Annotated in this window: 22 protein-coding genes; 6 read left to right on the top strand and 16 right to left on the bottom strand. The window is 69.1% G+C overall.

Annotated features, from left to right (window positions below; genetic code table 11):
• Both ED92_RS33285 and ED92_RS33280 read right to left on the bottom strand, forming a co-directional pair.
• Positions 1-264: an acyl carrier protein gene (locus ED92_RS33285; RefSeq protein WP_037345229.1), complete on the bottom strand. Its 264-nt coding sequence runs from the start codon at positions 262-264 to the stop codon at positions 1-3.
• Complete coding sequence (locus tag ED92_RS33280) at positions 257-1906, bottom strand: fatty acyl-AMP ligase (protein ID WP_037345228.1); 1650 nt, start codon at positions 1904-1906, stop codon at positions 257-259. Before ED92_RS33280 ends, ED92_RS33285 begins: the two co-directional genes overlap by 8 nt.
• Positions 1907-2102: 196 nt before the next feature.
• Between ED92_RS33280 and ED92_RS33275 the strand changes: the two genes are divergently transcribed.
• On the top strand, positions 2103-3227 hold the full coding sequence (locus ED92_RS33275; protein WP_037345227.1) for a S1 family peptidase: 1125 nt from the start codon (positions 2103-2105) through the stop codon (positions 3225-3227).
• 124 nt (positions 3228-3351) lie between these two features.
• On the opposite strand, the gene ED92_RS33270 is transcribed toward ED92_RS33275, so the two are convergent.
• From ED92_RS33270 to ED92_RS33255, 4 genes are all read right to left on the bottom strand, one after another.
• Entirely contained in the window at positions 3352-4062 is a 711-nt protein-coding gene (locus ED92_RS33270) for a hypothetical protein (RefSeq protein WP_037345226.1), read from the bottom strand.
• Positions 4063-4084: 22 nt separating this feature from the next.
• Positions 4085-4456 carry a hypothetical protein gene (locus tag ED92_RS33265; RefSeq protein WP_037345225.1) on the bottom strand — a complete coding sequence of 124 codons (372 nt, stop codon included), beginning with the start codon at positions 4454-4456 and terminating at the stop codon, positions 4085-4087.
• 25 nt (positions 4457-4481) lie between these two features.
• A complete protein-coding gene (locus tag ED92_RS33260) occupies positions 4482-4850 on the bottom strand; it encodes a roadblock/LC7 domain-containing protein (protein WP_037345216.1) in 369 nt (122 codons plus the stop codon).
• A 232-nt stretch (positions 4851-5082) separates the two neighbouring features.
• Positions 5083-5922 (bottom strand): helix-turn-helix transcriptional regulator, encoded by an 840-nt coding sequence (locus tag ED92_RS33255; protein ID WP_037345214.1) that lies wholly within the window; start codon positions 5920-5922, stop codon positions 5083-5085.
• 117 nt (positions 5923-6039) lie between these two features.
• Between ED92_RS33255 and ED92_RS33250 the strand changes: the two genes are divergently transcribed.
• On the top strand, positions 6040-7098 hold the full coding sequence (locus tag ED92_RS33250) for an aldo/keto reductase (RefSeq protein WP_037345212.1): 1059 nt from the start codon (positions 6040-6042) through the stop codon (positions 7096-7098).
• A gap of 30 nt (positions 7099-7128) precedes the next feature.
• On the opposite strand, the gene ED92_RS33245 is transcribed toward ED92_RS33250, so the two are convergent.
• Both ED92_RS33245 and ED92_RS33240 read right to left on the bottom strand, forming a co-directional pair.
• On the bottom strand, positions 7129-7755 hold the full coding sequence (locus ED92_RS33245) for a response regulator transcription factor (RefSeq protein WP_037345210.1): 627 nt from the start codon (positions 7753-7755) through the stop codon (positions 7129-7131).
• Positions 7752-8921: a sensor histidine kinase gene (locus ED92_RS33240; protein WP_037345208.1), complete on the bottom strand. Its 1170-nt coding sequence runs from the start codon at positions 8919-8921 to the stop codon at positions 7752-7754. The genes ED92_RS33245 and ED92_RS33240 overlap by 4 nt, the downstream gene beginning before the upstream one ends.
• Before the next feature lie 186 nt (positions 8922-9107).
• Here ED92_RS33240 and ED92_RS33235 point away from each other — a divergent pair, with 186 nt between their 5' ends.
• The 4 genes from ED92_RS33235 (at position 9108) to sigJ (ending at position 12282) form a co-directional block, all read left to right on the top strand.
• Positions 9108-9659, top strand: coding sequence for a heme-binding protein (locus tag ED92_RS33235; RefSeq protein ID WP_037345206.1), 552 nt, complete (start codon positions 9108-9110; stop codon positions 9657-9659).
• Between the two features lie 146 nt (positions 9660-9805).
• Positions 9806-10381 carry an ankyrin repeat domain-containing protein gene (locus ED92_RS33230; RefSeq protein ID WP_037345204.1) on the top strand — a complete coding sequence of 192 codons (576 nt, stop codon included), beginning with the start codon at positions 9806-9808 and terminating at the stop codon, positions 10379-10381.
• An 85-nt stretch (positions 10382-10466) separates the two neighbouring features.
• Positions 10467-11285 carry an RNA ligase family protein gene (locus ED92_RS33225; protein ID WP_235213423.1) on the top strand — a complete coding sequence of 273 codons (819 nt, stop codon included), beginning with the start codon at positions 10467-10469 and terminating at the stop codon, positions 11283-11285.
• A gap of 85 nt (positions 11286-11370) precedes the next feature.
• Positions 11371-12282, top strand: a complete 912-nt coding sequence (sigJ, locus tag ED92_RS33220; protein WP_037345202.1) for an RNA polymerase sigma factor SigJ — start codon at positions 11371-11373, stop codon at positions 12280-12282.
• Between the two features lie 3 nt (positions 12283-12285).
• On the opposite strand, the gene ED92_RS33215 is transcribed toward sigJ, so the two are convergent.
• The 8 genes from ED92_RS33215 to ED92_RS33180 all read right to left on the bottom strand — a co-directional run bounded on the left by ED92_RS33215 (position 12286) and on the right by ED92_RS33180 (position 18806).
• The gene (locus tag ED92_RS33215; protein ID WP_037345201.1) at positions 12286-12720 is read right to left on the bottom strand and encodes an ester cyclase; all 435 of its coding nucleotides are present in this window, start codon (positions 12718-12720) and stop codon (positions 12286-12288) included.
• Complete coding sequence (locus ED92_RS33210; RefSeq protein WP_037345200.1) at positions 12717-13187, bottom strand: carboxymuconolactone decarboxylase family protein; 471 nt, start codon at positions 13185-13187, stop codon at positions 12717-12719. Before ED92_RS33210 ends, ED92_RS33215 begins: the two co-directional genes overlap by 4 nt.
• An 84-nt stretch (positions 13188-13271) precedes the next feature.
• On the bottom strand, positions 13272-14336 hold the full coding sequence (locus tag ED92_RS33205; RefSeq protein ID WP_052121025.1) for a zinc-binding dehydrogenase: 1065 nt from the start codon (positions 14334-14336) through the stop codon (positions 13272-13274).
• Positions 14333-15544 carry an MFS transporter gene (locus tag ED92_RS33200; protein WP_037345198.1) on the bottom strand — a complete coding sequence of 404 codons (1212 nt, stop codon included), beginning with the start codon at positions 15542-15544 and terminating at the stop codon, positions 14333-14335. The genes ED92_RS33205 and ED92_RS33200 overlap by 4 nt, the downstream gene beginning before the upstream one ends.
• 82 nt (positions 15545-15626) lie before the next feature.
• Positions 15627-16496 carry an intradiol ring-cleavage dioxygenase gene (locus ED92_RS33195; protein WP_037345196.1) on the bottom strand — a complete coding sequence of 290 codons (870 nt, stop codon included), beginning with the start codon at positions 16494-16496 and terminating at the stop codon, positions 15627-15629.
• Complete coding sequence (locus tag ED92_RS33190; RefSeq protein WP_037345195.1) at positions 16493-17563, bottom strand: maleylacetate reductase; 1071 nt, start codon at positions 17561-17563, stop codon at positions 16493-16495. The genes ED92_RS33195 and ED92_RS33190 overlap by 4 nt, the downstream gene beginning before the upstream one ends.
• Entirely contained in the window at positions 17560-17949 is a 390-nt protein-coding gene (locus ED92_RS33185; protein WP_037345193.1) for a nuclear transport factor 2 family protein, read from the bottom strand. Before ED92_RS33185 ends, ED92_RS33190 begins: the two co-directional genes overlap by 4 nt.
• Positions 17946-18806, bottom strand: coding sequence for an NAD(P)-dependent oxidoreductase (locus ED92_RS33180; protein WP_037345191.1), 861 nt, complete (start codon positions 18804-18806; stop codon positions 17946-17948). The genes ED92_RS33185 and ED92_RS33180 overlap by 4 nt, the downstream gene beginning before the upstream one ends.
• Positions 18807-18875 lie beyond the last annotated feature (69 nt).

Here is an 18875-nt window from a genome sequence, read left to right as displayed (position 1 = left end):
TCAGCGCCTTTCGTCGGATCCGTCGGCTTTACCGCCGAGTGCCTCTTCGAGCACTTCGGCCACCGACCCGATGTCGGTGAACCGGTCGAGCTGGTCCAGATCGATCCTCACGTCGTGGTAGATCTCCAGCGCCGACAGGAGTTTTATCCGTCCCTTGGAGTCGATACCCAGCTCTTCGAGCGGCGCGTCGGACTCGATTTCGGCGGGATCAAGCCGAAAAGTCTCACTGACGACCTTCACGACCTCCGCGCGGTGATCACCCACGGGGCCGACTATAACGCGCCCTCGCCGCGGCTCGCGCGACCTTGCCACTGGAAGTGCGCGGAAGGTCACCGGAGGGAACCAGACGGACAGATCGCAGCGTCAGATCATGTTCCCGTGAAACGGCGCGTAATACCACTCTCGTCACTTCTTTGACATCCGCGTCGGCGTTCTTTGCCCATTCGGCTACCAACATCGCCCCTTCGCCCCTTTCGTCCGAGACAGCGAATGCGGCGACGCGGTCTCGGCGTATCGCCGGATGCGCCTCCCCCGCGACGGCTTCGATGTCTTGCGGGTGGAAGTTGCGGCCGTCGATGACGATGAGATCCTTGAGCCTGCCGGTGATGTAGAGCTCCCCGCGGTGGAACACGCCGAGGTCACCGGTGCGCAACCAACCGCCGACGCCGTCGAGTTCGCCTCCGAACGCGGCGGCGTCACCACGGCCCCAGTATCCCGACGCGACGTTCGGTCCGCGGATCCAGATCTCCCCCACGAGGCCGTCGGGTCGCGCCACGCCGTCGCCGACGATCCGGACCCGCTGACCGAGCGGACGCCCGACCGAGACGAGTTCCTGGCCGTCCGGAATCTCGATCGCTTGGCCCTGCGCCAGGGCTTCTCTGTCGAACTTCGCGCTCCGCGGCCCTTCGGCGCCCGCGCTCGCGACGTACACAGTGGCCTCGGCCAGACCGTAAGACGGACGGTGCGCTTCGGCGCGGAATCCGCGCGGACCGAAGGCCTCCAGGAACCGAGCGACCGTCCGCGGCTGAACCGGTTCGGCGCCGTTGAGCGCGACCCGGACGCCGGAGAGATCGAGGTCTTCCCCTGCTTCTTCGGCGGCTTCGACGGCCAGGTCGAACGCGAAGTTCGGCGCGGCGGTGAACACAGCCGGGTGATCGGCGAGCTGCCGCAGCCAGCGCACGGGGCGATGCACGAATTCGGCTGGCGACATGAACACCGATCGCGCTCCCGCGTGGACCGGCAGGCACAACAGCTGGATCAGGCCCATGTCGTGGAAGAACGGGATCCATCCGGCACAGGTCGTGCCCTCGTCGACGGCGTACGCCCGGCTCGCCTGCCAGCAGGCGGCGGCCACCGCCCGGTGCGGGATCACGGCACCGGCGGGCTCGCGGGTCGATCCGGAGGTGTACTGCAGATATGCGGGACTTTCCGGCGCGACGGGGACCGGATCGATCCCCGGTCCGGAGAGTTCGTCCACCACGATCAGGTGATCCGGCTCGCCGGCTTCGCGCACTTTCGCGACGGCTGCCGAAGACGTCAGCCAAACCCTTGCGCCGCAGTCCGCCAGCACCCCGGTGAGCCTGCCTCGCTGGGAAGCGCTGCCCGGCGCCATCAACGGCACGGCCACCAGACCGGCGGCGAGGGCGCCGAAGAAGGCCAAGGGGTAATTCAGGTCCTGGCCGGTGAGCACGGCGACGCGATCACCCGGCCGTGTGACCAGGCGCAGCGCGCCCGCGACCACTCGCACCCGGGAGACGAACTCCGTCCAGGTGACCGTGCTGTCCACACCGGCACTGTGGTCCTGGTGCGTGAACAGCGGCCGCGGGTCGGCCTCACGAGCGAACAGCCGCTCGACGATCGAGGTGCGCAGCACCTGTTCCGGCACATCCTCCGGCGACGCGGTCATGTCCCGCAACGTACTGGAACCGCCGCGAGAGCGCGCGGAGGGCCCGTCGGCCGACCGTCCTAAGTAGACGTTCAACGGCGACGTTCGCTCTTGGGAATTCCGGACAGAAGACCGGACATTCCTCGCTCTTTCGCCGGTCACGGCCCCACACTCGGCGGGCAGTGTGTTTCTTTCCCCCGGCCTTGGAGGAGTAACCATGCGTCGAAGAATCGCCCTGGCACTCGGCGGCGCCGCCGTCCTGACCGCGAGTCTCACTTCCGCCGCCCTCGCCCCGGTCGCGCAGGCTTCCCCCGGATTGCTCGCCGCGATGCAGCGTGATCTGGGGCTCACCGCCACCCAGGCATCGACCCGGCTCACCCAGGAAATGACCGCCTCGCGGGTGCTGCCCGCCGCGCAGCGGGCCGCCGGCGCGGCGTTCGGCGGCGCCTGGTTCGATCCGGCGCGCGGCGCACTCGTCGTCGGGGTGACCGATCCCGCGGCGGCGGCCGCGGTCCGGGAGGCAGGTGCCGAACCCACCGCGGTCGCGATCAGCGCGGCCCGGCTCGACGCGGCCAAGGCCGAAATCGACATGTCGGCCAAGACCCGGCCGGCCCCCGCCGCCGTCAGCGGCTGGCGCGCCGACCCGCGCAGCGGCAGCGTCGTGGTCGCGCTGCGGCCGGGCGCGCAAGGCGCCGATGTCGACGACTTCCTGGCCAGGGCGAGGAAATCGGGCCCGGTCACGGTGGTCACCGCACCCAAGGCCGAACCGTTCGCGGCCGGTACCGTCGGCGGCGACCCGTACTACATCAACGGGAACACCCGCTGTTCGATCGGGTTCAGCGTCCACGGCGGATTCGTCAGCGCCGGTCACTGCGGCGGCACCGGCAGCCCGGTCGTCGGCTGGGACGGCTCGGCGATGGGCAGCTTCGCCGGTTCTTCCTTTCCCGGCAACGATTACGCGTTCATCCGGATCGGCAACGGCTGGTGGACCGCGCCGGTCGTCCTCGGCTGGGGCACCGTGAGCGACGCGCTCGTCCGCGGCTCGTGGGTCGCGCCTGTCGGCACTTCGGTGTGCCGGTCCGGTTCGACGACACACTGGCACTGCGGCACCGTGCTGGGGCACAACGAGACGGTCAACTACTCGCAGGGCGCCGTCCACCAGATGACCCGCACGAACGTCTGCGCCGAACCCGGCGACTCCGGCGGTTCCTTCATCACCGGCGACCAGGCGCAGGGCGTCACCTCCGGCGGCTGGGGCAACTGCGGTTCCGGGGGTGAGACCTGGTTCCAGCCGGTGAACGAGATCCTGCAGAACTACGGTCTTTCGCTCGTCACCGCCTGACGCAAGCCGTGAAGGCCTCCTTGCCTACCTCGAATCCAGTTTGCGCGCGCAGCGCGTCCGTTGAGGGCGGCGGCGGGGGCATGGATGGAGTAGGTAAGGAGGCCTTCACGGACACGCGAGCGGCCTAGCGCCAGTGCCTCGGCGGGAGCTCCACCTCGACTCCCATGATCGTCGCGGTCGGCCTGCGGCGAAGCCACCGGCCCGTGCTCGTGACGTCGATCAGGTCGGCGGCGAAGGCCTTGCGCTGCGCGGGTGTCACCGCGTGCCAGCGCATCTTGAACGCCGGACGGACCGGCGCGATGAACGGCCGGACTGGCTCGTGAGCGCGAGCGAACACGGCCTCGAAGTCCCGGATGGGCACGTACACCAGTTCCAGATCGATCAGCGGCTCCGGTCCCCCGGCCCGATGACGGCACCGCGCGAGGATCCGGGCGAACTCGTCCACCGCGAGCCGCACGGCGCCGGGTACGTGGTTCTGCCAGTGGCCGAGGAACGGCGCGTTGATCGCCCCCGCCGTCAGCTCGTCCGGCAGCACGATCACCGCCCGGACCGCGGTTCCGGCGAGCTCCACGTGCAGCCGGGTCCACCTGCCGTCGGTGTCGAGGAAGAACCGCGGTGGTGGTATCCCGCCACCCTGCCGGATCCGTTCTTTCACCGCGACGAACGGATGGTCCGACGGTTCGGCGTCCAGGGCCTCACGGCCGTCCGGCAGGACGAACACGAACTCGAGCCGATCGCCGGTGAGCTTCAACCCCGCCGGGAACAACGAGCCGAGAACGCCGATGAGCGCCGAGCCGGCGACGAGTGCGTGGTGACTGGACGCGACTCCGGTCATCGCCGGCTTCCCCCGTTCGTCTTCAGACCTGCAACTCCGTCTCGACGCGCTTGAGATAGTGCCGGGCCAGCGCGAGATTCGCCTGGTCCCGGTCCAGTACCAGGTACAGGAAGAGGGAGCTCCTGGCGTTCACGGAATCCAGCAGCCGGATCAGATGATATTGGCGGTGCAACGTGATGAGGATGTCCTCGATGCTGTCGTTGAGCGACAGCGCGGACATGACCCTCATCTTCGACCTGACGACATCGGTGTTGCCCGCCGCCGCGACCTCCAGATTGAGCCAATCACCTCCCCCGCTGGTGCCGAGCGACATCCCGCTGTCGTAATCGACCAGCGCGACACCGACCGCCCCGGCGATCGACATGCATTCCTTGAGCGCGTTTTCGATGTTCATCGGACTCACTTTCCTGGTTTGACGACTAAGCGGCCAGTATCGAGCTGATCCGATCGATGACCGGGCGGCATTCGAAAAGAAGGCGACCGACATTCAGCTGCCGGTCTCCCATGATGACCATGAGCGCCATCCGGTCGATGGCGTAAACGGTCATGTAGCCGTCACTGCTGAACACGACGGTCTGCCGCAGCGTGCCCTTGCCCGTCACTTCGGCCGCCTGGCGGGCGATCCCGAGATTCGCGGCGGCGAGCGCGGAAACCTCCGCGGGGTCGATGTTCTTCGCCGCGTCGGCGACGATCGGTATTCCGTCGACAGCGGCTATCACCGTGTCGGTCACCCCGGCGACATTGTCCCGCAAGGTCCGCAATTCGGCGATCAGTGCGTCGAAATCCACGACTCATACTCTCTTTTTCCGAAGGCCCATCACTGAATGACACGAGGCAATGATCACTCGTTGGAGGTTTCTCGACCGCGATGGACCGTACCACCGAAATCAGCCGTCACCTATGCGTCGAACCGACGTCATATGGGCATCACGCGATCGGCCCATACACTTTCCGTGTACGCACCAGGTCATGGGTTTTTCGTACCGCCGGCACCGGAAATCAGCGCGGTACGCGAATTGCCTACCGCCGGGGAAGGGCGAACAACCGGCCCAGCGCCGAGCGGCTTTCCTCGGTCGTGGCGCGGTAGATCACCAAGCGCTGGTCCTGGTCCTCGAGCGGGGTGAGTACTTCGTAGTCCAGTTCGACCACACCGGCCTCGGGATGCCGCATCACCTTGCGCCCGCGGCCGTTGACCTTGACGTCGCGTTCCGCCCACAACCGCGCGAATTCCTCGTCGGCGGTGAATTCGGTGATCAGCTCGGTCAGCGCCTGGTCGTCCGGATGCGCGGCCCACGCGGCGCGCAGATGGGCGATGCCCTCCCGCACGACACGTTCACGATCCGCGTAGAACTCGCGGATCTCGGGGTGCTTGAGGCACAACCACATCGCGTTCCGCTGCGACGGCGGCAGGGTGCCGAAGTCCACCAGCAGCCTCGCCATCTCGTCGTTCCAGACCAGGATGTCGTAGCGGTGGTTCATCAGCATGGCGGGCAGCGGCGAAAGATCCCCGACCAGCCGGGCCAGCGACGGTGCCGCGGTGGTGGCGGGCTTGCCGGCGTTGCGGGGACGCTGCCGGGCGAGGTCGAAGAGGTAGGCGCGTTCGTCGGGAGCCAAGCGCAGCGCCTTGGCCAGCGCCTCCACGACGTCGGCCGACGGCCGCAGCCCACGGGCCTGTTCCAGCCGCACGATGTAGTCGACGCTGACCGCCGCCAGTTCGGCGACCTCTTCGCGGCGCAGCCCCGGGGTCCGCCGGGACCGACGGCGCGACGGCAGGCCGAATTCCTCCGGGTCCAGGCGTTCACGCCGGGTCCGCAGGAACGCGGCCAGCTCCTGTGTCGTGTCCACGGTGGAGGTCGTCATGTCCGGTCCAACAGGCAGGGTAGGACCCCTGTTCCCAGGAAGTGTTCTCCCTTATCCCCCGCTCGCGGCGGTCGCAGACTCGTCTTCGACAACGGAACACGAGCACAGGAGGACCCGATGTCGCTCACCCTCGACACCTATCGGCTGCTGGGCCGGTCCGGGCTGCGGGTTTCCCCGCTGGCGCTGGGCGCGGCCACCTTCGGCACGGACTGGGGCTGGGGCGCCGAGCAGGACGAGGCACGCAAGCTGTTCGACCGCTACGTCGAACACGGCGGCAACTTCATCGACACCGCCAACACCTACACGAACGGCAGCTCCGAGCGGCTGCTGGGCGAATTCGCCCGCGACCGCCGCGAAAGCCTCGTCCTGGCGACGAAGTACACGACCCTGCGCCGCCCCGGCGACCCGAATTCCGGGGGCGGCCAGCGCAAGAGCCTGTTCGCGTCGGTGGAAGCCAGCCTGCGGCAGCTGGACACGGACTACCTCGATCTGCTTTACCTGCACCTGTGGGATTTCACGACGCCGGTCGAGGAGATCCTGCGCGGGATGGACGATCTGGTCCGGCAGGGCAAGGTCCTGTACGTCGGGATCTCCAACACCCCGGCCTGGGAGGTGTCTCGAATGCAGACGATCGCCGACCTGCGCGGCTGGTCGCCACTGATCGCGCTGCAGATCGAGTACAACCTCATCGAGCGCACCGGGGAACGTGATCTGATCCCCATGGCCCGCGAGATGGGACTGGGCGTGGTCCCGTGGTCGCCGCTGGCCGGCGGGGTGCTCACCGGGAAGTACAGCCGAGCCGATCTGTCCGCGACGCCGTCCGAAGACGGCACCCGCAAGGACTTCAATCTCGCCTTGGGCACACTCGCCGAGCGCAACTTCGCCATCGTGGACGTCGTGAAGGAGGTCGCCGCGGAACTCGGCCACACCCCCGCCCAGGTCGGTCTGGCCTGGACCCTGCGGAACCCGGGCGTGACGGCACCGATCATCGGCGCCCGCACCTCCGAGCAGCTGGAGGACAACCTCGGCGCGCTGGAGGTCGAGTTCACCGACTCGCACCTGGCCCGCCTCGGCGAGGCCTCCGCGATCGAACTCGGCTTCCCGCACGACATCCTCGCCAGGGACTCGATCCTCGCGCTGACCCGTGGCGACATGACGATCGAACCGCGCCGCTGAGCCTCTGGGTAAGCCCTGCAGGCGACGCCTTCAGTTGCGGATGATCCTCCGTTCCGTGGCGACGGCGACCGCACCGGCACGGCTGTCGACACCGAGTTTGTCGTAGATGTGGACGAGGTGTGTTTTCACCGTGGCTTCGGAGATGAACAGGCGCGCGGCGATCTGCCGGTTGATCAACCCTTCCGCCACCAATTGCACGATCTCGGTCTCACGAGGGCTCAGCGCGGGCGCCGGAGCCCGCATGTGCCCGAACAGCCGGGCCGCGACCTGCGGCGCCAACGCGGTCTCTCCACGCGCGGCCGCGTGGATGCCCTTGAAAAGGTCCTCGGGCGGTCCCGCCTTGAGCAGGTAACCGGTGGCGCCGGCGGCCACCGCCCTGGTGATGTCCAGCTCGGCGTCGTAGGTGGTGAGCACCAGCACCTTCGGCGGATCCGGCAGGGCGGTCAGGCGTTCGGTGGCGCTCACGCCGTCCGGACCGTCGCCGAGCTGCAGGTCCATCAGCACGACGTCCGGCTTCTGGGCGGTCGCGAAGCGCACGGCCTCTTCGGCGCTCGCGCACTCGCCGATCACCTCGAAGCCGGGCTCACCGGCCAGCAACGCGGCGATACCGGCCCGCACGACCGGATGGTCGTCGACGATCAGCACCCGGACGGTCATCGAACCTCCCTGGTGGGCACGGCGACGGCGAGCGCGGTGCCCTCTCCCGGCGCGCTCTCGACGACCATCTCACCACCGAGTTCGGCGACCCGCTCACCGATCATCCGCAACCCGTTCCCCCGCAAGCCGCTCGCGCGAGTCGAAGCCGGGGTGAAACCGACGCCGTCGTCACGAATGTCGAGGACGACCTTGTCGGCCAGATAGGTCAGCGTGACGGCGGCCTTCGTCGCCCTGGCGTGCTCGCTGACGTTCGCCAGCGCGCTCTGCGCGACCCGGAGCAGACAGGACTCCACTTCGGGTTCCAGGGGATACGGATCCCCACTGGTCTCGAAGCGCACCGGATGAGTGGCGGCGAACGTGACCTGCTCGGCGAGCGCGCTCAGGGTCTGGCCGAGGTCGGTGCTCTCCAGCCGCGGCGACCCGAGGCCTTTGACGAACCGGCGGGCTTCGTCGAGGTTGTCCCCCGCCGCGTCGACGGCGCGGGACACGTGGGCTTTGGCCAGTTCCGGATCCGTGTCCCACGACCGCTGCGCCGCCTGCAGGAGCATCCGCAGACTCGAAAGCCCCTGCGCGAGGACGTCATGGATCTCTCGCGCCAGCCGTTCCCGTTCCTCCACCATCCCGGCCACGCGCTGGCTCTCGGCGAGGTCGATCCTGGTGCGCAGGAGCTCTCCGACGGTCTGACCCAGTTCGTGCCGGTCCCGGTCGAGTTGCAGGAACGTCATCGTGGCCATCAGCGCGACCGCGATGGGCGCGAGCACGATACTCGGATCGAACCCGTCCGCGATCCTCAGCTGGGCGAGGATGGTCGCGACGGTCAGGAGCACGACCACCGCGATCATCATCCGCGGGCGCAGCATCTGCAGGCAGACGAAGAACAACGGCACGGCGCACCAGGCGAAACTCGGCGCGGCCACCACCAGTGCCAGCCAGACCGCGATCACCGCCGTCAGCCACACCGGACGCCACCGGTCGAGCGCCTCCCAGCTCAGCACGCCCGCCACGTAGACCAGCGCGAGCGCGCCGGTGAGCACGAGGATCAACGGGGTGGCACCGCTCAATCCGTGCCCCGCGACGAACCGTGCCACGGACGCGGCGAGCAGCAGGAAGAACCCGGCGTGCATCGCGGCGTTCAGCCCTGTGGTCTCGCCCAGATGCGGTTTCATTCCGGCCCTCCCTTCCTCGCCGATGATCGTATGCGGGGAGGCGGGGTGCTCCGCATCAATCGTTCGGTTGATGCCCGCACCGACCGCTCGGCGCCCGATCGATATCCGCTCTCCCGATTCGCCCCGGCCCGCCAGGCGGGAAAGTCGAGGGAGAACGAAACACCCCCTCACCGCAAAGGAAATCCGATGAACGCCAAGCTCCCCCGCACTCGTCTCGTCCTGGGCATGACGGCCGGCCTCGCGACCGTCGCGCTGGCCACCGGCGTGGGCGCGGCGCAGGCACAGCAGGACCGCAAACCGCAGCCGCCCGCCGCCGCGCAGGCCGTCGTGCAGACCAGCGTGCTCGGCGTCGACGCCGCCACCCGCGCCGCGCAGGCCGCGCTGGACGCCGCCGAGAAGGAGGGTCAGCGGGTCACCGTCGCCGTGATCGACCGGTCGGGCGACGTCCGCGTCCTGCTCAAGGGCGATGGCGCCGGGCCGCAGACGGAGGAGTCCGCCAAGCGGAAGGCCTTCACCGCGGTCTCCTTCGGACAGCCGACCTCCGCGCTGGCCAAGAACGCCCAGGGCGACGGTCCGACCATCCGCGACATCCCGGGCACGCTCTTCCTCGGCGGCGGTGTGCCGGTCGCCGCGAACGGCGGCCCGATCGCCGGGATCGGTGTGGGCGGCGCGCCCAGCGGCGACCTGGACGAGAAGTTCGCCGCGGCGGGCCTGCGCGCCATCGGGGAACTTCGCTGATGATCGGTGAGCGGGCGATCGTGGCTCTGCTCGCCGCCCTGGTGCTCGGTGCCTGCTCCCCGCAGGCACCGAGCGCACCACCCCCGGCGGCACCGAGCACCACCACGCCACCCGCGTCGTCCCAGCCGCCCCGTCAAGGAGTCCCTGTGAGCCAACTCTTCGAAGCCGACGCGAACCGGGTCCGGCAGGCCGTCGACGACGGTGCCGACCTGGAGACCCGTGACGATCGCGGCCGGACCCCGTTGCTCGTCGCCGTCACCGAGAACCGGCTCGAGGTCGCCGAAATCCTCGTCAAGGCGGGCGCAGACCCGAACGCGCTCGACGGGCGGCACGACACACCGTGGCTGGTCACGGGGGTCACCGGCAGCGTCCCGATGGCGAAGCTGCTGCTCGGAGCCAAGCCGGATCTGACCATCACCAACCGGTACGGCGGGGTCTCGCTGATCCCCGCCTCCGAACGAGGGCACGCCGAGTACGTGCGACTGGTGGCGGGCAGCGGGATCGACGTCGACCACGTGAACGACCTCGGCTGGACCGCGCTGCTGGAAGCGGTCATCCTCGGCGACGGCGGGCCGCGCCATCAGGAGGTGGTCCGGGCACTCGTCGCCGCGGGTGCCGATGTGAACCTCGCCGACAAGCAGGGCGTCACCCCCCTCACCCACGCCCGGACCAAGGGCCAGACGACCGTCGCCCGGATCCTCGAGGAAGCCGGGGCGCACTGAATCCGGCGGAAGAGAGCTCTGACCTGGCGATTATTTTCTGTTATGCCAATTGACACAAGACTCCACGGCTGGCTACGGTTCAGCCGTGGAGCAGGCACGAGGACGGGGCAGGCCACGCAAGGACCCGGCGGCACTGGCCCGATGGACGCCTCCTGAAGGGTGGTCACGGCTGGTCGCGTGGGTCTCCCCTGAAGAAAAGAAGGCACTGAAGCACGTGGCCGTCGAAGCCGACGTTTCCGTGGCGGAGCTGATACGGGCGCTCGCCGGCGGGCTGACCGCCGGCGTCATCACTCCTGAGGAACTCATCGGGCACGTCGTGAAAGGCAAGACAGTCATGGAAAAGATCCCCACGCTTTTCGAGCGCGACGAGCGCTTCCACGTCATCGACAAGCCTCGCGCCGAATGCGCCTGGGTATTCGACGGCGCCGGAGTGGGAACCGAGAAACTCGACGGCACCAACGTCCGGCTGACCGTGCGCTCGGGACAGCTGGTCCGGGTCGAGCGGCGCCGCAACCCGAGCAAGGCGCAGAAGCAGCAGGGCATCGTGGACGGCTGGTACGTGGACACCGACAGCGAATCCGCCGACGACAAGTGGATCCTCGCGGCGGCCGGGAACACCGACGTGTCCGGCTGGCCGGACGGAGAGCATCCGAGCGAGGCGCTCGGCCCTCGTATCCAGGGCAATCCCCTCGGGCTGGAAGAGCACCGGTGCGTCCCGTTCGATCTCCAGGCACCGGCGTTGCCCGAAGTGCCGCGCAGCTACCACGAACTGCGGGAATTCCTCGACACGCTGGAAAGCCGGTTTTCGCCCGGGCACGTGGCCGAGGGCGTCGTGTTCCACCATCCCGACGGCCGCCGGGCCAAGATCAAGCGCAAGGACTTCCCCCGCGCGGTGACGGCCTAGCCCGCCGCCGCCGGAGGTGACCTCACATCCGGCGGCGGTGTCTCGTCGTACCCGGGACACCACACGCGACGAGGGGGCGAAACCCATGAACGAACCGACGCTCGATCCGGGACTCAAGGCGATCGTGAGTGAGCGGCGTCAGCTGATCGGGCTCGCGTACCGCCTGATCGGATCCCTTTCCGAGGCCGAGGACGTGGTGCAGGAGACCTACACCCGTTGGTACGCCTTGTCCCCCGCGCAGCGGGATGCGATCGAGTCCCCGGGAGCCTGGCTGACGACGGTCGCCAGCCGGATCTGCCTGGACCTCCTCGGGTCGGCACGCGCGCGAAGGGAACGCTATGTCGGCGAGTGGCTTCCCGAGCCGCTGCCGGGACATGTCGAGTGGACGACCGGACGGCCGCCCGCCGTCGACCCGGCCGACCGGATCACCCTCGACGAGTCGATCAACATGGCGTTCCTCGTCGTGCTCGAATCGCTGACCCCGGCCGAGCGGGTCGCGTTCGTCTTGCACGACGTGTTCCGTTACGCGTTCGCCGAGGTCGCGGAGATCGTCGGCCGCAGCCCGGCCGCCTGCCGCCAGCTGGCGTCCTCCGCGCGACGTCGTATTCGCGCGACGCAGGTCGCGCCTGCCCCGGTCGCCCGGCAGGCCGATCTCGTCAAGGAATTCAAGAAGGCTTGGGAGGCCCAGGACATCCAAGCGCTCATCGGTCTCCTCGATCCCGGAGTGAAGGCGGCCAGCGATGGCGGCGGGGTCGTCAGGGCGGCACTACATCCGTTCGAAGGGAGCGAGGAGGTCGCTTCCTATCTCATGACGTTGGCGCGGTGGACGTCCGGTCTCGATCTGGTGGAGCGGGACGTCAACGGCCTGCCCGGCCTCGTGCTCCAGCAGGCAGGACAGACCGTCGCCGTCTTCGCGTTCCACGTCGCCGGGGACCGCATCCAGCACATCTGGGGGATGCGGAATCCGGAGAAGCTCCGGCCCTGGGCCGGAGCCTGACCGCTACGCCGCGAGGGCGCCGAGTTGCCGTAGCTGGGTGAGGACGTCCACCACACCCCAGATCTCGGCGACCCGCCCTCCGGCGAAGCGGAGGATGAAGATCTCGTTGTAGGAAACGGTCTTCCCGGTGGCGGGCAGTCCCCGGTACTCGCCCTGATGGGTGCCGGTGACGGTGTTCCGGCAGACGATCCTGTCCCCGTCGGCGAGTACGTCCTCGGCCTTCACCCGCAGGTCGGGGAAGGCGCGAAGCAGCACCGTCCACACTTGTTTCAGTGCCTGAGCTCCGGTCGTCTCCATCGGTACCGGCGCGTGGAACACCACGTCCGGCGCGACGACCTCGTCGATCGTCTTCTCGATGACGGCGAAGTCGCCGGTGTTGGTCGCCTCGTGGAAGCGGCTGAACGCCGCCCGATTGCGTGCCGTCTCGGTGATGGTCATGCGAACTGCCCCACCCGGTAGTCGCCGCCGGGGTTCTGGACGATGGCGTTCACCCGGTTGAAGGCGTTGATCAGCGAGATCACTCCCACCAGCGCGGCGAGCTGGTCCTCGTCGAAATGCTTGGCGGCGTTCGCCCACGCCTCATCGCTGACCCCGCCGCCGTCGGCCATGCGGCAGGCCTGCTCGGTCACCTCCAGCGCGGCACGTTCGGCCTCGCTGAAAACCGTCGCCTCGCGCCAGACGGCGACCAGGTTGATCCGCACGTCCGTTTCGCCTGCGGCGGCGGCTTCCTTGGTGTGGAGGTCCAGGCACACCGCGCAGCCGTTGATCTGGCTCGCGCGCATCCGGACCAGCTCCTGGATCGTGAGCGACAGCGGCGAGTCGGCCAGCCCCTTTCCTGCCGAGATCAGGGGCCTCATGAACTTTCCGCCGACCGGGTTGGCGAAGTAGTCGAGCCGCGCGTTCATCGCGTTCTCCTTGCGGTAGTGGATGTTTCTGCCCTACCGACGACGCGGCCGCGCGAAATGTGAGGCCGGGGATCTCCGCCGAGGTCACCGGGGTCCTCCGAACGCGACCAGGATCTTGCCGTCGACCTGTCCACCGGCGAGCGGTTCGAGGCCTCGGCCGACCAGATCGTCCAGCCCGATCACGGAGTGGAGCATCAGTGGCGCGAGCGTGCCTTCGGCCAGGATCTCCAATGCCGGACCCAGGTCCTCGTCGCAGACGTGGGCCACGGTCGAGTCGACGGTGACTTCGCGCAGGGTGAGCGCGAACAGATCCACGGCGGGTTTTTCCTTGGGCAGGCCGACGGCCAGCACGCGTCCGCCGGTGGCCACCATCCTCAGCGCGGTCTCGAACTGCCCGGGTGCGCCACTCGCCTCGATCACCACGTCGGCGCCCCGGCCCGCGGTGCTCTCCAAGACCGCGTCGACGACGTCCTCGCGCGCGGAGAGCGTGCGATGGGCACCCAGCTTCAGGGCGCGTTCGAGTTTGGCCCCTGGGAGGTCGATCACGGTGACCTCCGCTTGCCTCAGATGACCGAGACCGGCCAGGACGAAGGTGCCGATCGCACCGGCGCCGATGATCACGACGGAGTCGCCGTCGCGGACTCCCGCGCGGCGGGCGGCGTGCAGGCCGACCGCCAGCGGTTGCGCCATTCCCGCCGCGTCGAGTGGGAGCCAGTCGGGAATCGGCCTCAACGTCTTGGCGGGTGCCGCGACGTACTCGGCAAGGCCGCCCGGCGCGTTCAGGCCGAGGGTGTAGTAGGCGCGGCAGATGTTGGTACGGCCCAGCGCGCAGCGGTCGCACTGTCCACACCAGACTCCGGCACCCGCCGCGACGAGCGTGCCCGCGGGCAACCCGGCACGGCCGTCGACGACCTCGCCGACGAACTCGTGGCCGGGGATCATCGGCCCGAGGTGACCGCTGGCCGGATGCCGCCGGTGCAGCGGCACCATCACCGGCCCGGCCGCCCACTCGGTCGCGTCGGTGCCGCAGATCCCGCTGCGCCGGACGGCGACGAGCACCTCGTCCGCGCGGGGTTCCGGAACCGGGACCCGTTCGATCCGGAGGTCGCGGTTTCCGTGGTAAACGGCGGCTTTCATGGTCTCGCTCATGTACCGGCCTCGACTTCGAGCCGGTCGGCGACGGGTTCGTGGGCGCCGGTTCGCGGCAGCAGCAACGTCGCCAGCGCGGCCAGCGCGAAGAAACCGGCGCACACCAGGAGTCCTCCGCTGAAGCCGACGACTCCAGCGAGCCCTGCCAGACCGAAGGGTGCGAAGGCGGAGATACCGCGGCCGACGTTGAAGCAGAATCCCGCGCCGGTCGCGCGGGCTCGCGTGGGGAACAGCTCGCCGAGATAAGAACCGAAAATGCCGAAGAAGGCGGTGAACGCGCCGAACAGCGGGCCGAGCCACAGCAGACTCGTCTGATGTGTGGTGAAGGCGTAGACGGGTAGCGTGAGCGCGACGCCGAACAGGGTCAGGATGATCGTCCGCCGGCGGCCGACCCGGTCGGCGAGCATGCCGAAACCGTTGTATCCCAGGAACATTCCCAGGTTCAAGATCGTCACGAACAGGGCGACGTCGCCCGCGGGGAGACCGCGTTCGGCGGTGAGATAGGTCGGCAGCCAGGTCGTCGCACCCCAATAACCGGTGAGCGCCAGCGCGGCCATGAGCGTGCCCAGCAAGGTGGTCCGGCGCAGCGATCCGCTCAGCACGTCTCGTACCGTGACCGCGTGCTCGGTCCGCTGCACCTTGTGCGCGACCCAGTCGGCCGACTCGCGGAAGAACACCAGCACGACGAGTACGGGCACGGCCACCGCGGTACCGGCGACGAGGAACATCAACCGCCAGTCGGGCAGGAACTGTCCGGACACCACCGCGGCGAGCGCGCCTCCGGCGGGGAAGGCACTGATCACGAACGCGGCGGCGCGACCCCGGTGCCGCGAAGGCCAGGTCTCGACCACGTACGCCGACACGACGCTCCACACCGCGCCGAGCCCGATCCCGGCGAGGAACCGCAGGATCAGGAACACGGCGAAGTTCGGCACGACCGCCAACGCCGCGGTGAACACCCCGAAGATGACCAGTGACGCGATCAGCGCCTTCTTCCGGCCGAAGTTGTCCGCCATGTAGCCGCCCGCGACACTGCTGACCCCGATGCCCAGCAACGTCGCGGTCGCGAGGAGACCCGCTTGCGTCGCGGACAGGCCCATGTCGTGCCGGATCGCCGGGAGCGACAACGACAGCAGGACGATTTCCAGCGCGTCGAACAGATACGCGAGGAAACACCCGCCCAACACGATCCATCGGGTACTTCGCATCTTGCGCCTCCACAGTGAGGTTTCCGGGCAGGGGGAACCGGACGGCCACCGTGATGGGGGCCGCCGGGCGGGGAAAACGGGGTCAGGCCGGCTCGGCGACGAGCACGAGATCGAAGGTCAGGCTCGCCCATTCACCTGCGGGCCGGGAGCCGTCTGGAGCGGTGCCGCCGTGGTGCTTCCCGCTCTTCACGACAAGACCTTCCTTGACGCCGAACACGGCATCGTCGTCCAGGTAGGGGTCACCGTCGAGGAAGATATGGGTGATCAACGTCCGATGCCCCGGCGCGGTGACCTTGAAGTGCAGATGCGCGGGCCGCATCGGCCCCCGGCCCGCCGCCTTCAGCAGATCGCCGACGGGGCCGTCGTGCGGGATCGGGTAGGGCGCCGGCAGGACCGACCAGAACCGGTATTCACCGTCCGGCCCGGTACGCAGCCAGCCCCGCCCCGCCGTGCGGTCATCGGTGTACTGGACGTCGTAGAAACCGTCCTCGTCTGCTTCCCAGACGTCCACACGCGCACCCGGGATCGGGGTGCCGTCGGTGTCGCGGACCTGCCCCGACACATGGCACGGTGTCCCGGCGGCGCCGCGCGCGATGTCGCCGCCGAGCGGGATCTCCGGCGAGTCGTCGACGAAGAACGGGCCGAACACCGTCGCTTCGGTCGCCCCGGGCACCTTCGGCTCGTTGATGGCGACGGTCAGCATGGACAGGCCGAGGACGTCGGAGAGCAGGATGAACTCCTGGCGGCGGTCGTCGGTGATCTGCCCGGCGCGGGTGAGGAACCCGATGGCCGCCTCCCATTCCTGTTCGCTCAGGCGGACATCCCTGGCGAAGGCGTGCAGGTGGCGGACGAGGCTCCGCATGACCTGCCGCAGCCGTGGATCGGTGGTCCCGTCGAAACTGGCCAGCACCTCGTCGGTCACGGCCTGTTCGTGGTCCGAAGCGGGGCTCATGGGATCTCCTTCGCGGGATCGGTTCCGGCCCAGGCGGCACGCAGCAGGGCACCCAGGCCGTCGGCGGTGACCGGACGCGGGTTGTCGGCGGGAGCGAGCGCGAGGATGTCTTCGAGCACGACGTCGGCATAGTCCTCCCGCAGGCCGAGTTCCCGCAAACCGGCAGGCACGCCGAGCTTTTCGCCGAGTCGCCGCAATCCCTCGACAGGGTCGGCCAGGCCGAGCGCGGAAGCGATCCGGGAAGCCGCTCGGGGTGCGGCGGACGCGTTGAAGGCCAGGACGTACGGGAGCACGATCGCGTGGGTCTGAGCGTGCGGGAGGTCGAAGGCGCCGCCCAGGACATGGCAGATCTTGTGGTGCAGCCCCGATCCCGCCACCGCGAAGGCCGAGCCGGCGAGATACGCGCCGAGCAGCAACTCGGTACGCGCGTCGAGGTCGCCGGCGTCGGCGGCGGCCACGGGCAGTCCGGCGGAGAGATGCCGGATCCCGTCTTCGGCCACGGCGCTCGACACCGGATTCCGCCGGGGCGCCCAGAACGCTTCGACACAGTGCGCCATCGCGTTCAGTCCACTCGCGACGGACAGGTCCACGGGCAGCGTCAAGGTGAGTTCGGGATCGTAGACGACCGTCCGCGGCAGTACCCGCGAGTCGGTGCCGGTGCGTTTGCGGCCCTCCTCCGTCAGCCCCCACACCGGGGTGACCTCGGATCCGGCATACGTGGTGGGCACGGCGACGATCGGCAGCCCGGTGGTGAGCGCGACGGCCTTGGCCGTCCCGGTCGTCGATCCGCCGCCCACGCACAGCACGAGATCCGCTCCGGCCGCCGCCGCGCGGGCGCGTTCGGCGACCTCGACCGGAACGTGCGGACGGACTCCCGAGAACGTCGTCGCGATCCGGTCCGCGAACGGGGCGCACAGTTCACGCGCCAGGTCCGCCTCCGAATCCGCCGCGACGAGCAGGATCCGCCCGGCGCCGAACGCGTCGACCTCGTTCAGCAGCCCGGTCCGCGCGACACCGGGACCGAACACCACCCGTGCGGGCAACGCGTCGTAGACGAAGGCGTTCATCGCGCGGGCTCCGGCAGGACGGTGGGCTGATACGCCAGCAGCAACCAGCGCTCGTCCTCGCGCACCCACACGGCGAGGGACCGGTTCGCGAGGGTCTTGCGCGTCCCGCCCGCGGTGATGTCGGCGTGCATCTGTCCCACCACGGCCGCGGTGTCCCCGGCCACCGTGATCCGGTCGACGGGATGGTCGATGCGGTGGTAGACGTAGAAACCCGAACGCAGCTTGTCCAAATAGGACTCAAGGGTGTCGGTGACCGCGTTCGAATGGGTGTACGCGAGTTCGGGATGGGCGTGCGCGGCGAAGGCGGCGAAATCGCCGGCGATCACCGCCTCGTACCGGGCGTCCTCGAGGGCGCGGATGGTCGATTCGACGTCGCCGCTGGTCATGAGCGTGCTTCCTCCTTCGTCACCGGCCGGTTGCGCAGCCGCAGCGCCGCGAGCACCTGGGCCATGTCTTCTTCGCCGTGCCCTGTCGCCGTCGCCTCGTCCAGCACGGCGTAGGCGGCTTCCGCCCCCGGCAGGTCGAGTCCGGCGGCGAGTTCGAGAGCGAGGCCGAGATCCTTGCGGATCAACGAGATCGGGGCCGCGACACCGGCGGACGCCGGGGCCAGGAACGCCGCCTCCTTGTAGCCCACGTAGGGCGCGCCCGCCGCACTCGTGCGCAGAACGTCATAGAAGACCTTGAGGTCCAGCTCGCCCGCCTCGGCGATGAGCAAGCCCTCGGCGACGCCTTGACTGAGGGTGGCGAGCACGGCGTTGACCGCCAGTTTCGCCGCGGACCCGGAACCGGCGGGACCGGTGTGGAACTGTGCCGACGTCATCGCCGCGAGGATCGGGCGGACCCGTTCGAACTGCTCCGCGGTACCGCCGACCATGGTGGAGATCGTCGCCGCCTCGGCCATCGACACGCTCCCGGACACCGGCGCGTCGATGACGTCCACCGGCCCGGTCCGGGCCAACTCCTTCACGAGCGCGGGTCCGACGGTGCCCATGACCACGTGCAGGTGGTTCCGTCCGGCACCGGCCAGCCCGGTCAGCACCAGATCCCGCGTCGCCGCGCCGTCCGGCAGCATGCTGATGGACAGCTCCGCTTCGGTGAGCCCGGCCGCCGAGCCGACCGCCGTGACGCCCTCCGGAACCCGGCCGAGACCCGGGTCATGGGCCAGGACCGTATGCCCCGCCCGTACGAGCCGGAGGGCCATCGGCAGCCCCATCCGGCCGAGGCCGGCGAATCCGATCAGCACGGCATCTCCTCTCCGTCGCCCTTGCCTTGCTCAAGTGTTCACTAATATTGAACACTTGAGCGCAGGCGT

This window comes from Amycolatopsis sp. MJM2582 (assembly GCF_000754115.1).
Classification (GTDB): domain Bacteria; phylum Actinomycetota; class Actinomycetes; order Mycobacteriales; family Pseudonocardiaceae; genus Amycolatopsis; species Amycolatopsis japonica.
This window is presented reverse-complemented; position numbering and strand designations above follow the sequence as displayed.